At 62.5% G+C, this 14,176-nt stretch carries 14 protein-coding genes; 7 read left to right on the top strand and 7 right to left on the bottom strand.

What is annotated here, in order from left to right; genetic code table 11:
* Positions 1 to 13: 13 nt before the first annotated feature.
* Together P9292_RS31170 and P9292_RS31165 are read right to left on the bottom strand one after the other, a co-directional pair.
* On the bottom strand, positions 14 to 412 hold the full coding sequence (locus P9292_RS31170) for an RT0821/Lpp0805 family surface protein (protein ID WP_244825701.1): 399 nt from the start codon (positions 410 to 412) through the stop codon (positions 14 to 16).
* 153 nt (positions 413 to 565) lie between these two features.
* Positions 566 to 1,909, bottom strand: a complete 1,344-nt coding sequence (locus P9292_RS31165; RefSeq protein ID WP_309962816.1) for a cytochrome c peroxidase — start codon at positions 1,907 to 1,909, stop codon at positions 566 to 568.
* A 243-nt stretch (positions 1,910 to 2,152) separates the two neighbouring features.
* On the opposite strand from P9292_RS31165, the gene P9292_RS31160 reads away from it, so the two are divergent.
* Positions 2,153 to 3,715 (top strand): acid phosphatase, encoded by a 1,563-nt coding sequence (locus P9292_RS31160; RefSeq protein ID WP_244825704.1) that lies wholly within the window; start codon positions 2,153 to 2,155, stop codon positions 3,713 to 3,715.
* Between the two features lie 47 nt (positions 3,716 to 3,762).
* On the opposite strand, the gene P9292_RS31155 is transcribed toward P9292_RS31160, so the two are convergent.
* Positions 3,763 to 4,449, bottom strand: a complete 687-nt coding sequence (locus P9292_RS31155; protein ID WP_250492607.1) for a GntR family transcriptional regulator — start codon at positions 4,447 to 4,449, stop codon at positions 3,763 to 3,765.
* Positions 4,450 to 4,579: 130 nt separating this feature from the next.
* Between P9292_RS31155 and P9292_RS31150 the strand changes: the two genes are divergently transcribed.
* Both P9292_RS31150 and P9292_RS31145 read left to right on the top strand, forming a co-directional pair.
* Positions 4,580 to 5,770: an amidohydrolase family protein gene (locus P9292_RS31150; RefSeq protein ID WP_309962813.1), complete on the top strand. Its 1,191-nt coding sequence runs from the start codon at positions 4,580 to 4,582 to the stop codon at positions 5,768 to 5,770.
* A complete protein-coding gene (locus tag P9292_RS31145) occupies positions 5,767 to 7,071 on the top strand; it encodes a cyanate transporter (protein ID WP_309962811.1) in 1,305 nt (434 codons plus the stop codon). The genes P9292_RS31150 and P9292_RS31145 overlap by 4 nt, the downstream gene beginning before the upstream one ends.
* Here P9292_RS31145 and P9292_RS31140 read toward each other — a convergent pair.
* On the bottom strand, positions 6,971 to 7,426 hold the full coding sequence (locus P9292_RS31140) for a hypothetical protein (protein ID WP_309962809.1): 456 nt from the start codon (positions 7,424 to 7,426) through the stop codon (positions 6,971 to 6,973). The two genes, P9292_RS31145 and P9292_RS31140, sit on opposite strands and share 101 nt — an antisense overlap.
* Positions 7,427 to 7,794: 368 nt before the next feature.
* Between P9292_RS31140 and P9292_RS31135 the strand changes: the two genes are divergently transcribed.
* Positions 7,795 to 8,217: a CopG family transcriptional regulator gene (locus P9292_RS31135; protein WP_244828079.1), complete on the top strand. Its 423-nt coding sequence runs from the start codon at positions 7,795 to 7,797 to the stop codon at positions 8,215 to 8,217.
* A 38-nt stretch (positions 8,218 to 8,255) separates the two neighbouring features.
* Entirely contained in the window at positions 8,256 to 9,299 is a 1,044-nt protein-coding gene (locus tag P9292_RS31130; RefSeq protein WP_309964240.1) for a PHB depolymerase family esterase, read from the top strand.
* Between the two features lie 128 nt (positions 9,300 to 9,427).
* On the opposite strand, the gene rpoD is transcribed toward P9292_RS31130, so the two are convergent.
* The 3 genes from rpoD to P9292_RS31115 all read right to left on the bottom strand — a co-directional run bounded on the left by rpoD (position 9,428) and on the right by P9292_RS31115 (position 12,190).
* A complete protein-coding gene (gene rpoD, locus P9292_RS31125; RefSeq protein ID WP_309962807.1) occupies positions 9,428 to 11,470 on the bottom strand; it encodes an RNA polymerase sigma factor RpoD in 2,043 nt (680 codons plus the stop codon).
* 103 nt (positions 11,471 to 11,573) lie between these two features.
* Positions 11,574 to 11,789, bottom strand: coding sequence for a hypothetical protein (locus tag P9292_RS31120; protein WP_244825715.1), 216 nt, complete (start codon positions 11,787 to 11,789; stop codon positions 11,574 to 11,576).
* A 119-nt stretch (positions 11,790 to 11,908) separates the two neighbouring features.
* On the bottom strand, positions 11,909 to 12,190 hold the full coding sequence (locus P9292_RS31115) for a hypothetical protein (protein WP_244825717.1): 282 nt from the start codon (positions 12,188 to 12,190) through the stop codon (positions 11,909 to 11,911).
* 348 nt (positions 12,191 to 12,538) lie between these two features.
* On the opposite strand from P9292_RS31115, the gene P9292_RS31110 reads away from it, so the two are divergent.
* Together P9292_RS31110 and P9292_RS31105 are read left to right on the top strand one after the other, a co-directional pair.
* Positions 12,539 to 12,790, top strand: coding sequence for a hypothetical protein (locus P9292_RS31110; protein WP_309962806.1), 252 nt, complete (start codon positions 12,539 to 12,541; stop codon positions 12,788 to 12,790).
* Between the two features lie 271 nt (positions 12,791 to 13,061).
* Positions 13,062 to 14,084 carry a serine protease gene (locus tag P9292_RS31105; RefSeq protein WP_250509276.1) on the top strand — a complete coding sequence of 341 codons (1,023 nt, stop codon included), beginning with the start codon at positions 13,062 to 13,064 and terminating at the stop codon, positions 14,082 to 14,084.
* The last annotated feature ends 92 nt before the right edge of the window (positions 14,085 to 14,176 follow it).

Here is a 14,176-nt window from a genome sequence, read left to right as displayed (position 1 = left end):
GCAAACCCGCACGTCATTGCTTCTTGAGTTGCCACTTGCCGCTCGCCTGCTTGCAGGCAGACGGCGTCCAGGTCTGCGTTTGCCCCTTCGCAATGGCCACGATCTCGACCTTGCGGCACTTGAGACCGGCGTCTTCGAAGGTCTCGCGCGGCGTGATGGTGCCGTGGACCGGCACGGTATTGCCCGCGTCCTTGTTGTCCCAGTCGAGCGATTCGCCGTCTTTCTTGGTTTCGAGCGCGGTCTGCGCGGCGCGGTTGAGCGCCTGCAAGTCGCGCTGCTTCATGTAGGTGATGGGCGTGTTGTTCAGAAAACCCAGATTGGCCGCAAACGCCGAAGCGCTCGCGGCGACGAGCACGGTGGCCGTCAATGTCCGGATGCAGGCGCGCGCCAGCGGTCGATATTCGATCGGCATAGATTCTCCTCGTTGCAATGCGTTCGATACGGCGCCGTAGACGAGGCGCGTATGACGAGCGGCGGCGAAACCGCGCGCTCGGGCCTTTGAGGGCCGCAACGAGGATAGCATGACACAAGGCGATCGGCCGCCTTGCGGGCTATATCGCGGGCTTTAGTTCGATGCCGCCTTCATGTCCTGGATCGCCGTGCCCTTTTGCGAATTCTTGTCGGTGGCGGGATCGTAGCCGTCGGTGAGCGTGCCGAGGAAGGCGACCACGTCCTTGATCTCGGCTTCGTCGAGTGCGGGCTTGTCGCCGCGCTTGCGATCGAACGGCGCCTCGGTATTCACGTTCTCCCAGTACTTGCGCGGCAAATCGTCGAACTTTTGCACCGCGCCCTTCTTCGAGACCGGATAGAACTTCTCCGGGTTCGTATCGCGCTCGACATAGAAGCGCACGACTTCATCGAGCGAATGATAGATGCCGTTGTGGAAGAAGGTCTTGCGCGTCGCCACGTTGCGCAGCGACGGCGTGCGAAAGAGTCCGCAGAACTCGTCGCGGCCCTTCAGATCGGTGCGCTCGGGTCCGCATGCGCCCAGATCGTGAAAGTTCGGATTCTTGTTGATCGGCAATGCGCGATTGCGCGGCACGCCGATGGCGATCAGGCCGAAGTCGCTGAACTGCGGCGGTGTGCCGTCCTTCGCGCGCTGGCTGATATGACACGCCGCGCAATTGCCCTTGCTCTCGTCGTTGAAGAGCTGCAGGCCGTGCATCTCGGCGTCGTTGAGCTTTGCGCGGCCGGCAAGGAATGCGTCGAACTTGCTCGTGTAGGGGAAGAACTTCTGCGGCGTCTGCTCGAACGCTTCCAGCGAACTCAGCACGGAGGCGAACAGACGGTCGTCGCTATCGAATACGCTCGCACCGAACGCGCGGCGGACATCGTCCGCATAAGGCGCCGCCCGGACCGCCGCCGCGACCTTGGCGGGCGTGCTGCCCATCTCGAACGACGACAGCAGCGGAATGCGCGCCTGGTCCGCGCCATGGTCCACGCGGCCGTCCCACGTCAGCCCGCCGGTCGGGCCGGCATCGACACTTTCGTCGCCTTCGTCGTCGGAATCGTGGAAGTGCTCGGCGAATTGCGGCACGGACTGCAAGTACTTGAGCGACGGCACCGCCCGAAAGCCAGGCCGATGCATATCGCTGCCGCCCAGCTGCACGGAGAACGCGTTAGGCGGACCGAAAGCATGACTCGGACTATGACAGGACGCACACGCGAGCTTGCCGGAGCCTGACAGCGACGGGTCCATGAAGAGCTTCTCGCCGACCGTCTGCATTGCCTTCACTTGCGCGAAAACCTCCGCGCGCGACTGCCCTTTCGATGGCGCGGCTTGTGCCGGAGCCGTTGCCAGATCGGCTGCGTGGGAATCGCATCCGCTCAACGCGACGGATGAGGCGGCCAGCAACAGGGAACATAAAACGAACGGCAGACACATCGAAGGCATGGATTGCGGACGCATGAAATTGAAAGATGCCGCAGGGTATGACGCTCATGTGTCTCTCATGTGACAAGCGCCGACGCCGTCATATGGATGGCCACGCATGATGGTTATTTCACCAACCTTACGCATTCGAAAGCGTTATTACATGTTCGCGTAATTGATCGTGGTCACACTTCGCACGCCGGCACTAAAAGGCACTTGAAGGCGTTTGCCGAAGTCGCCTGCATTCGGCGCCGGCTCCCCAACACAAGAGAGACCTCGATGAACAAGAAACTCGTTTGCGCAGTGCCGCTCGCATCGGCGCTGGCAATCGGCTTATACGCATGCGGCGGCGACGACCACCACGACAACGACATCTCGTCGGTGAAAAACGTCGTGGTCATCTACGCGGAAAACCGCAGCTTCGATAACCTCTACGGCAGCTTCCCCGGCGCGAACGGCTTGCAGAGCGTGACGGCGGCAAGCGCGCAGCAGCTCGACCGCGACGGCAGCGTGCTGCCGACCCTGCCGAAGATCTGGACGGGTCTGACGGCAACGGGCGTGACGCCTGCCGTCACCGAGGCGATGACGGCGAATCTGCCGAACGCGCCTTTCGCCATCGACGATCCGGCGGGCTTCAACACGCCGCTCTCGCTCACGACGCGCGACCTGTATCACCGCTTCTATGAAAACCAGATGCAGATCGACGGCGGCAAGAACGACAAGTTCGCCGCATGGGCGGATTCGGGCGGCATGGTGATGGGTCACTACAGCACGCCGCCGCAAAAGCTGCCGCTGTGGAAAGTCGCGCAGCAATACACGCTCGCCGACAACTTCTTCATGGGCGCGTTCGGCGGTTCGTTCCTGAATCACCAGTGGCTGGTTTGCGCGTGTACGCCGGTTTATCCGAACGCCGACAAGAGCGTGGCGAAGGCGTCGATCTCGGCGGTGAACGCGGATGGCGTGTCGCTCACGCTGGCGTCGAACTCGCCGGCTTCGGCGCTCACGGGCATTCCGAAGTTCGTCAACTCGGGCAACCTGACGCCCGACTTCTACGCGATCAACACGATGCAGCCGCCGTATCAGCCGAGCGGCAACACGCCGCCGACGGGTGGCGATCCGACGCTTGCCGACCCGAACGCCGCGACGACGCTGCCGCCGCAGACGCAGCAGCATATCGGCGACCTGCTGAACAACGCGGGCATCAGCTGGGCATGGTATGGCGGTTCGTGGGGCGCGGCGCTGGCGAGCCGTTCGGTGATCGGCGGCTCGGTGAATTCGGTGCCTAACTTCCAGACGCACCATCAGCCGTTCAACTACTTCGCCGATCTCGCGCCGGGTTCGACCAACCGCGCGCAGCATTTGCTCGACGGCGGCACGAACGGAACGGAGTTCATCAAGGCGATCGACGCGGGCACCTTGCCGCAAGTCTCGTTCTACAAGCCGCAGGGCAACCTGAACGAGCACGCGGGTTATACGGACGTGGCCTCGGGCGATCAACACATCGCCGACCTGATCACGCATCTGCAGAACAGTCCGCAGTGGAAGAACATGGTCGTGGTCGTGACGTACGACGAAAACGGCGGCTTCTGGGATCACGTCGCGCCGCCGAAGGGTGACCGCTGGGGTCCGGGCACGCGCATTCCGGCGCTCATCGTCTCGCCGTATGCGAAGAAGGGTTTCGTCGATCACACGCAGTACGACACGACGTCGATCCTGCGCTTCATCACGAAGCGTTTCTCGCTGCCGACGTTGCCGGGTCTGGCTTCGCGCGATGCCGCGTTGAAGGCGAACGGCGCGCCCGCAATGGGCGACCTGACGAACGCGATGAACTTCTCGCAGTGATAAGTCTCCGAGCTTGACCGACGGGCCGCCTCTTGCGGCCCGTTTTTTCATGCGCCCGCGAAAAGCGACGCCAGATCGCTGCTACGCTGGCCGCCCGCCTCGGTCAGCACGCGCGCCTCGAGTTCATCGATATGCTCGCGCATGACGGCAAGCGCGGTGTGCAGATCGCCGGCTTCGAGCGCATCGACGAGACGCCCGTGTTCGTCGGATGCGCAATTCGACACCTTCGACGGATCGAACAACGCTTTATACAGCTCCGTCCTGGCGACGAGCCGCGCGAGAAACGCCTCGACTTCCGGCGTGCCCGCAAGCTGCGCAAGCAGCAGATGGAACTGTCCCGCGAGCCGCACGCATTCTTCCACGACGCCGGTTTTGAGCGCACGCTGCTCGCTCTTCACATGCGCACGCAACGCACGCTTTTGCGGCGTTTTGAGCGCGCCGCACAGGCTCGCCACGATGCCCGCCTCCACCACTTGCCGCGCGCGATAGACCTCGCGAATATCATCGACGGAAGGCGACGGCACGAACGCGCCGCGATTGACTTCGAGCGTGAGCTTGCCTTCCGCGCCAAGCCGCGCGAGCGCCTTGCGAACGGCGCCGCGCGTGCAGTCGAACGCCGCCGCGAGTTCGCGCTCGACGAGTTGCGCGCCCGGCGCGAGCTTGCCCTGCAAGAGCGCGGAAGCGACCGCGCCGTAGACGCGCTCTTCCGGTGAAATGTCCTTTTGCGATGCCATGAATGCGTGCGGTGCTTGTTGTTGATCCGCATTGTAGCGAGTGCCCGGCAAATACGGGTTATCAGCGATGCCGCGATTTTGGTTGACCAATATTTGCTAATATGGTCAACCAAAAAGGAGGCTCTCGGGTATGGAACCGGCAATCTGGATTATCGGCGCACGGCCGTTCGGCGGCGATTCCGTGGACGTCTGCGTGCGCGCGCGCACCATCGACTCCATCGCGCCGCATGGCGAGAAGACGCCTGCCGCGAGCGATACGGTCGTCGACGGCGCGGGCATGTTGCTGCTGCCTGGCTTCGTCGAAGGCCACACGCATCTCGACAAGACCACGTGGGGCATGCCGTGGTATCGCAATGCGGTGGGGCCGCGTCTTGTCGATCGCATCGAGAACGAGCGGCGCTGGCGCGCCGAAAGCGGTCACGATGCGGCCGAAGCGTCGCGCGCGCTCGCGCTGGCATTTCTGCGTCAGGGCACGACGCGCATTCGCACCCACGTCGATATCGATACCGACGCCGGCCTGCGTCATCTGGAAGGCGTCGCCGCCACGCGCGCCGCGCTCGCCGATGTGCTCGACATGCAGATCGTCGCGTTCCCGCAATCCGGCGTGACGACGCGCGCGGGCACGCGCGAGCTGCTCGATACCGCATTGCGAAGCGGCGCGGACGTGCTCGGCGCGCTCGACCCGGCAGCCATCGACGGCGATCCCGCTCTCTCGCTCGACATCACCTTCGCGCTCGCCACGAAGCACGACAAGCCGATCGACATTCACCTGCACGAACCCGGCGATCTCGGCGCCTTCACCTTCGATCTGCTGCTCGATCGCGTAAAGGCGCTCGGCTTCGAGGGACGCGTCGTCGTGAGTCACGCGTTTTGTCTGGGCCAGTTGCCCGATGCGCGGCGCCACGCGTTGCTCGAACGCATCGCGCGCCTGAATGTGGCGCTGCTCACCACAGCGCCCGCATCCGTGGCCGTTCCGCCGTTTCGCGAGGCGCGCGCGGCGGGCGTGACGCTCTTCGGCGGCAACGACGGCATCCGCGATACATGGACGCCCTTCGGCTCGCCCGACATGCTCGAACGCGCGATGCTCATCGCGATGCGTTTCGACCTGCGCCGCGACGACGATCTCGCCGCAGCCTTCGCATGCGTATCGAGCGAAGCGGCACGCGGTTGCGGCTTCGCGGATTATGGCCTTGCCGCGGGCATGCGCGCGGACCTCGTGCTCGTCGATGCCGAAACGGTCGCGCAAGCCGTCGCCATGCGCCCCGCTCGCCGCTTCGTGATGTCGAACGGCACGATCATTCCCGCGGACTTCACGCGATGAAAGCACGCGCATCGAACCTTGTATGGCTGGCGGTGATTGTCGCAATCGGTTTGAATCTGCGGCCGCTGCTCACGTCGATCAGTCCGCTGATGAACGTGATCCTGCCCGCCACCGGCTTGTCGTTTCGTGGCGCTTCACTGCTCACCGGCCTGCCCGTGGTCGCCATGGGCGTCTGCGCATTCGGGGCGAGCGCGCTGACCCGGGCTATCGGCAATGCGCGTGGCGTGGCTATCGGGCTCGTGGCGATCGTCGCGGCGTGCGCGGCGCGTGTTTTCGCGGGCGAAGCGGCGGCGTTGATCGCAAGCGCGGCGGTCGCGGGCACGGGCGTCGCGGTCATTCAGGCGCTTCTGCCCGGTGTCATGAAAACGCGCTTCGCCGCGCGCCTGCCCTTTGCGATGGGCCTCTACTCCGCATCGATCATGGCGGGCGGCGGACTCGGCGCGAGCATCACGCCCAACGTGGCCGCGCTCGCAAGCTGGCAAACAGGTCTCGCTGTCTGGGCGATACCCGCGCTCATCGCGCTCGCGTTGTGGCTGCTTCTGATGCGCGCGGATGCCTTGCCTCGTCCCGCCGTCACACGCGATACGACTTCTAAGCCTTCGCTCTTTTCGAATCGTCGCGCGTGGGCGCTCGGGGTGTTTTTCGGGCTCGTCAACGGCGGCTATACGAGTCTTGTCGCGTGGTTGCCCGCGTACTATCAACAACTCGGTCAGAGCGTCCGCGAAAGCGGCACGCTGCTCGCGTTGCTCACGGTGTTTCAGGCGTCGTCCGCGCTGCTCTTGCCGATGGCGGCCGCTCGCTTCGGGCGCGCTCGTGACCGGCGCGCGTGGATCGCAGCCGGCCTTGCCGCTCAACTCGCGGGATTCGGCTTGCTGCTGTACGCGCCGCTCGCGTGGCCCGTTCTGGTCGTGGCGTTGCTCGGCGCGGGACTCGGCGGCGTGTTTTCGCTCACGCTCGTATTGACGCTCGATCACGCCGACGACCCCGAACTCGCCGCGCGTCTCGTCGCGTTCGTGCAGGGCGTGGGTTTCGTGATCGCGGCGGCAGCGCCGGTGATTGCCGGCATCGTGCGCGACGCAAGCGGCGGCTTCGCGATGTCGTGGGCCATGCTCGCGGCGAGCCTCATCGCGATGATCGCGCTCAATGCCGTGTTCGGCCCGCGGAGCTATGCGCGCGCGATGCAGCGTCAGCGTGCGGACTTCAACGCACCGCGTGGCACGCGAAGTATTCGTCGAGCAGATCCGTCATCTGCCACACGGGGCACGGGCGGCGGCAATGCCCGTCGTAGCCCGCTTCCTTGAGACGCCCGAGCGGCTCTTCGGGAAGAAAGCTGCTCATCGCGATGATCAGGCGGCCCGCGTCGTCGTCCTGACGGCGCACTTCGCGCACGAGTGCATAGTTGGCGCAGCCGCCGATGCGCGTATCCAAGAAAACCAAATGCGGCCGCCACTCCTCGACAACGCCCTTGAGCGATGTCGCATCGATGGCAAGCTGCGTCGGAAATCCTTTCAGCTCGAACAACGACACGAGCGATATGCCGAGCGCCCGCTCCGCGTACGCGACGAGCACGCGCCGCGCATCCGGCCGCACCCGCAGCTTCTTGCGATTCCAAAGCGAGCACTGAGCTGGACTGGTTTCGTATGCTCGATTATTCACGTCATCCTCTGGCGACACAGGTTTGCCAGCCGCACACGCGGTGCATCCAATGCGCCATGTTGGGGCGCAAATGCATCCTGGGTGTGCAGCGCAAGTGTTGTACGAACCGGTTAATCCAGCCAAGGCCAGCCAATTTCAGCCGGAGCCTTGGCCCGTGGGGCGTTCGTCGGCGCGGTGAAGCAACGTGAGAAAACATAGGGCAGGAAGCGGGCCAGAACGAATGCCGACCCCGCGCGCAAAACCGCTGAAATGTCTGACTAATTCGCGCTAATCGGACGAAAAAGCACATATCGTTTTTTCTTGACGTGCTCTCGAAACCAGCCTATAACCCTCCATATGGATGGTCAACGGATGGAAGAAACGAACTCATGGCGAGGCAAATCTTGGATGCCGCACGTTCCAAAGGCGGCGAAACGGAAAAAATCACGATCAATCTTGGCCCGGTGGATCTCGGCCAAATCGATCTGCTCGTGGAAGAAGGTTTCTATTCGAACCGCACGGATCTGATCCGTACGGCTATCCGCAATCAGCTCTCGGTGCATGCCGTGGTCGTCAAGGAAACGGCGACGCGGCGCGCCCTCGTGCTGGGACTTCAATACTTCTCGAAGCAGGATCTGGAAGCGGTGCGCGCGGCCAATGAAAGGCTCAAAATTCAGGTACTGGGTCTTGCCAGCATTGCCGCCGACGTCTCCCCGGAACTTGCCCTTGCCACCATCGAATCGATACTGGTTCGCGGTGCGCTGCACGCATCGCCGGCTGTGAAAGCGGCGCTTGCAGATCGAATCCGCTGACCTGCCGATGCAGGCCGGAAACGACTACGGAAACCATGATGAAACTGAACGAAGGATTTCTCGACTCCATGAAAGAGGCGTTCGAACGCTTTCGCAATAGCGACAGCAGCGGCGCCGTCGAGGTCGTCAAGCGCGCGATGCGCGGCGCCACGCACGCAACGCACGCGTCTGACGCATCGGATGCTTTCGTCAAGGCACCGCCGCAACCAGCGCCCGCCTCTGCACCGGACGCCGAAGATCGCGGACACTTCAGCAAGCGGCGCTTCACGGGCGCGGCCGGTCAGCGCGACTACAAACTTTACGTGCCGGCCGGTTATCGCGATGAGCCGTTGCCGCTCATCGTCATGCTGCACGGCTGTACGCAAAACGCCGACGACTTCGCGGCCGGCACGCAAATGAACGCGCTTGCCGACGCGCACGACTGCATCGTCGTCTATCCGGTTCAGCCGCAAAGCGCGAATCCGTCGAAGTGCTGGAACTGGTTCAAGTCGTCGGATCAGCAACGCGACTGCGGCGAACCGTCGATCATCGCGGGAATCACGCGTGAAGTCATGGCGAGTCATCGCGTGGACCCGAAACGCGTCTACGTCGCGGGCTTGTCCGCCGGCGGCGCAATGGCGGCGATCATGGCGCAGCGCTATCCGGATCTCTATGCAGCGGCGGGCGTGCACTCCGGCCTTCCCGTGGGTGCCGCGCACGATCTGCCGTCCGCGCTCGCAGCAATGCGCGGCGGTCAGGGCAACGCCGCGAACCAGCGCGCGGGAGGCGAAGCGCAGTGCTCGTTGATCGTCTTTCACGGCGATGCCGACGCCACGGTGAATTACGCCAACGCCCGCAAGCTCGTCGACGACTTCACCGCAAGCGGTTCCGACCGCGAGATGCACGACGGCATTTCCGGCGCACGCAAATACACGGTCCAGCGCTTGAAGTCGGCCAACGGGAAAATCGCGGAGTTATGGACCATTCACGGCGCGCCGCACGCATGGTCAGGCGGCAGCACGCGCGGAACCTACACCGATCCGGCCGGACCTGACGCTAGCGCCGAGATGCTGCGTTTCTTCCTCGCGCATCCGAGGAGTTGATCGCCGCGCAACGGTTCGGGCGGCGCAGTCCGCGCGGTTCGGATTCGGGTCTTTGCCGCGACGAGAGTCATGACGTCGCTGGCGGGGCTTGAACCAATCGCTTTGCCTCGACACATGTCCCTGACGTTTCAGAGGTCGAGAAACGAGCGCAGCTTGTCGGCGCGGCGGGGATGCATCAGCTTGCGTATGGCCTGGCTTTCTATCTGGCGAACGCGCTCGCGCGATACGCCCAGATGCGAGCCCAGTTCGCCCAGCGTGAATTCGGATACCGTGTCTATTCCAAAGCGCATGCGCAGCACGCGCGCCTCGCGTGGCGAAAGCGCGTTGAGCGCGTCGTCGATGGCGGCGCGCATGTCCGCGTGCACGGCGGCATCGAGCGGCGATTGCGCGTTCGTGTCCTCGATCATGTCGCCGAGCGTGGCGTCGGCGTCTTCGCTTGCAGGCGTTTCCAGCGAGATGAGATGCAGCGCGATCTTCTGGATACCGCTGATTCTCTCCTTCGGCAACTCCATGCGTTCGGCGAGCACCGCAGGCTGCGCGGGCCGTCCGGTCTGCTGCATGATCTCGCGTGAAATGCGATTGAGCCTGTTGATGGTTTCGACCATGTGCACCGGAACGCGAATGGTGCGCGCCTGATCCGCGAGCGCGCGCGTGACCGACTGCCGAACCCACCACGTCGCATAAGTCGAAAACTTCCAGCCACGCCGATATTCGAACTTGTCGACGGCTTTCATCAGACCGATATTGCCTTCCTGAATCAAGTCCAGAAAGTGCACGCCCCGGTTCACGTATTTCTTGGCAATCGAAATGACGAGGCGCAGATTGGCCTCGATCATCTCGGCCTTCGCGCGTCTCATGCGCGACTCGGCCGCGAGCATCTGACGGCTGGTTTGCTTGAGCCTTTGCAACGGCATCGCGGCGCTCGATTCAAGCTCGATCAGCTTGTACTGCTCGGTCTGGATGGCCGGAAGACTGCGGTAGAGCGACGCGCCGTACTCATGCGAGTTCGCTGCCGCAGCCGTACTAGCGGTCCACTCGAGATCGGTTTCATGACCGGGAAACGACGCCACGAATTGCTCGCGCGGCATGCCGCAATAATCGATCGCAATGGACGAAATGCGCCGCTCGACCATGCGAACTTGCGCGACTCGCTGCTGCATGTCGGCACAAAGACGATCCACGGTCCGATTGGTAAAGCGAATGCGCGCGAGTTCGGTGCGAATGCTCGTATCTGCAAGCGGGCTTTGGATTGCATCGACAGCCATGCGGTCGAAGGATTTTTCGACACGCGCAAAGATGGCCAGGCTGTCGTTCGTGAGCCGACTCAGCCTTTCCTGCTCGGCGCGGTCGGAGTCTTCGAGACTGGTTTCTTCGTCGGCATCGCTCGGTGCGTTGGGCTCACTGGACTCATTGGGCGCATTGGACGCATTGGACGCATTGGACGCATTGGACGCATTGGACGCATTGGACTCATTGGGCGCCTGCGCGAACGGCATTGCGTCCGCATCGTCCTTGTCGTCGATGCCATCGACGAATTCATCGATCGACAGCGTGCCCGCCTCGACCTGCGCCGCGCTGGCAAGGATCAGCGAGATGGTCGCGGGGCACGCTGCAATTGCCTGGATCATCTCGTGAAGACTGTCTTCGATACGCCGCGCAATCTCGATCTCCGCCGCGCGCGTCAGCAATTGCTTCGCGCCCATCTCGCGCATATACATGCGCACGGGATCGGTCGTGCGGCCGAACTCGGAATCCACCGTCGACAAGGCGACTTCGACATCCTCGTCGGAGTGGTCCTCGAGCATGGCGACGGCGGTCGCGTCGTTCAGAAGCAGGGGTTCGGTGTCGGGCGCCTGTTCAAAGACCGCGACGCCCATGTCGTTGAAGGTTCGAGCAATGGCTTCTCGCGCGGCTTTCTGCGCGAAGTCGCCGGGAAGATGGTCGTTGATCTGCGCATGCGTGACGAAGCCCTGATCCTTGCCCATCTGGATGAGCGCGCGTATTTCACGCTGCCGCGTGTCGTCTTGTGCGGCTTCGGCGTAGGCAGCCGCCGAAACGACGGCAAGCGCCGGCTTGCCCTTGCGCACGCGTGAGGCGCGCGCTTTCCGCATCGTGCTGATGGGATTTTCAGGCAGGTCTTTCGTCGCGTCTTCTTGATTGAAACTGGCCATTCTTTCTCCGCTGCAAGCATGCTTGGCGATGTGAGACGTTAGCCAGAGGCACGAAGGCCTGCGCAGACGGAATCACGGGGTTTCGATAGACCCGATGCGGACACTAGCCGAAGCGAGCGTCAAGCCAGTCTTGCGCCCACTTTTTAGCGAAGGCGACTGCATCGTCACGCGAGTCGAAGCCGGCGAGATCGCCGCTCGACAGGACATCGGATTCGCTGCCGTCCGCGTTGGTGGTGATGATTCGCGCATGCGCCATATATTCTCCGTCGGCCCTGCGCGGTGTTGGGTCGATGCGAAAGCGGGCTCGCGTGATCTCCATGGCGTCTCCTGGTTGATTGCCGTGAGGCGCCCTGGCATCACAGCTCTTAGCTAAAGCACATTCAGGCTTGCGGAAAAATCATGCAGGCGCGACGTCTCTCGATCTGCTCGATCGATCATTCAGTCGAAAAACGTTCTGTCTTGCGGACATTGATCGATCATCTGTTCCGCATAAGCAGTCGATGCGCGGCGCGCGTCACCCGCGCTTTGAAAAGGCTCGTCCATGCTAAGCCTGAAAACACGACTGCGCGCCACGCCAGTCTCGACTTGCGGTTCCTGGATGCGCACGGCGGCGTCGAATCCCTCGTCGTAGTTATGACCATGACCGGAATCTGCGGGCCTATGCGAGAAGACGAGCGGATAAATTTCAAGGCCGCGATATAGGCGGAATTCAACTGTCATGGGATGACCTCGCGCCGCCGTGGGCGGCATATCAATGATGGAGCGTGGAGCAATATCGGCGCTGTTCGCGATGTCGGCGACGTCTATGCAACTGACCGCAACGACTGACCGCATTGCACGGTCTCCGATAATAGGCCGATCCCGTCAGGGCCCACCGTGAGAGCAACGTATGCGGTTTTCACACAAAGTCGCGACTCAATCGGCCAAGCCAATCCTACGCGCTTTAGTGATTTTGTACAGCGAAAGTTTCAGTACCGGCGTTCAATGATCTTATCTGTCTATCATCGCGCGACCTGCATCGCGCACCCCGCCAAAAAGCGCGCGAACTCACCCGACCGAAAGCGCGTCATGTTCCGCATCTTCCGGTGTCGCGGCTTCGAAATACATATGGCGCTGACGTCGTTCGCGAAAGACTTGTATGACGTGAGTTTGCGGATCAAGCACAGCGGCAACTCGAGTGTGCCCGAGCAGTGCGGCAGCGATCACGCGCGGCTCGTCTTGTCTCATCGCCGAAAGCGCGGGACAAGCCGCTATCGATTTTTTGCCCCGGCCAATAGCCGCGAAGCAGCCGCCCGAAATGTCTTGACCCTACCGAATTGACTGCGTATCGTCGGCTGGACACGCTTCGAAGTTATCTTTTGCCCGCGCGCCTTTGCAGCTTTCTGCCCTCCCCTTGAATGCGCTTCTCTTTCTCGGCTTGAACGGTCGACAGGATAATCGGGGAGTACTGATGAATATCGACGCGGTATTTCGACTTGTCCCGAGTTCACATCGCTGATGCGTGGCGCCGATGTTTTCTTCACGCTTGCTTGCAAACGCGCGGCAAGAAACGCAAAGCGCCATTCGATCACATCACGCCGTCCCGACTCTGATGAACACCGACTCCATCGAACTCTATGTAAGCCCGAACGGCGATAAATGGCTGTTGCATACCGGCGCGGACAAAATGCCCGTGGTTCGACATGTGCCGAATGCCGCATCGGGAGGACGCGTATCCGAGTTATCGCTGGATGCGTTTTTGTCTTCGGGTGAAGCCGCGCCGCAGCGTGACGCTTTGCTTGAACTCGTCGGGAGAATGATTCCGCGCGAGCAACCCGATAAGCCCGCCACGTTCAAGCCCGCGGCCGAAGCGCTGCTCCTTACTGCGGCCCGGGTCCGCACGTTCGTGCAAGAGCGTCATCTAACGAATGCGAGTGGCTTTTTCTTTGCTCGCGATCAGCGCCTGTTTCTCGTCACGAGCCGTCACGTCGTCACCGATAAACCGAGCCAGCATTTTCCCGATCGTATCGAGATCGAATTGCACACAGACCGCGACAACCTCGGTGCATCGACGTGGTTCAACCTGCCGTTGTATGCACAGAGCGTGAGTCTCTGGCGCGATGGGTCGGACGACGGCGGCGCGATCGACGTCGCCGTGCTGGAGATTCGTCGCGACCGGTTGCCCGTAACGGCGGTGTTCGAGGCGTTCGGGCCGGAGCATCTTCCCTCGCCCGAAGATGTCATGCCAACGGGCGCGTCCGTGCTGATCGTCGGCTTCCCGCTTGGTTTTCACGACTCGCTGCATCATTTGCCGGTGGTGCGGCAAGGCATTATCGCGTCGGCATTCGGCCTGCGCTTTCAGGGCAAGGGATGCTTCATCACGGATGCACGCACGCATCGCGGAACGAGCGGCGCGCCTGTGGTCATGAGCAATCCGTCGATGGCGAACACGAGCACGGGTGCGAGCTTGCCGTGGGTGTTGCTCGGCATTCATTCATCGACCATCGACATGGGAACAAGAGACGTCCACGCCGATGAAAGCCTCGGTCTCAACAGCGCGTGGTACTCGGACATTCTGATGACACTGACGAGCGATCATCCGCGCGTGGCGAAGGAACCAGCCGAAAAGACATGACTCGATTCGGATCGCCAAGTAATCATTCCGCTCGCAGCGGATGACGAAATTCACGCTTGGCGAGTGCGACGAACACAGCGAATGGTCGTCGA

Origin of the sequence: Caballeronia sp. LZ001, assembly GCF_031450875.1 — a bacterium.
In the GTDB taxonomy this organism is placed as follows: Bacteria; Pseudomonadota; Gammaproteobacteria; order Burkholderiales; family Burkholderiaceae; genus Caballeronia.
The sequence above is the reverse complement of the archived record's forward strand: the minus strand, read 5'-3'. Positions and strand labels throughout refer to the sequence as shown.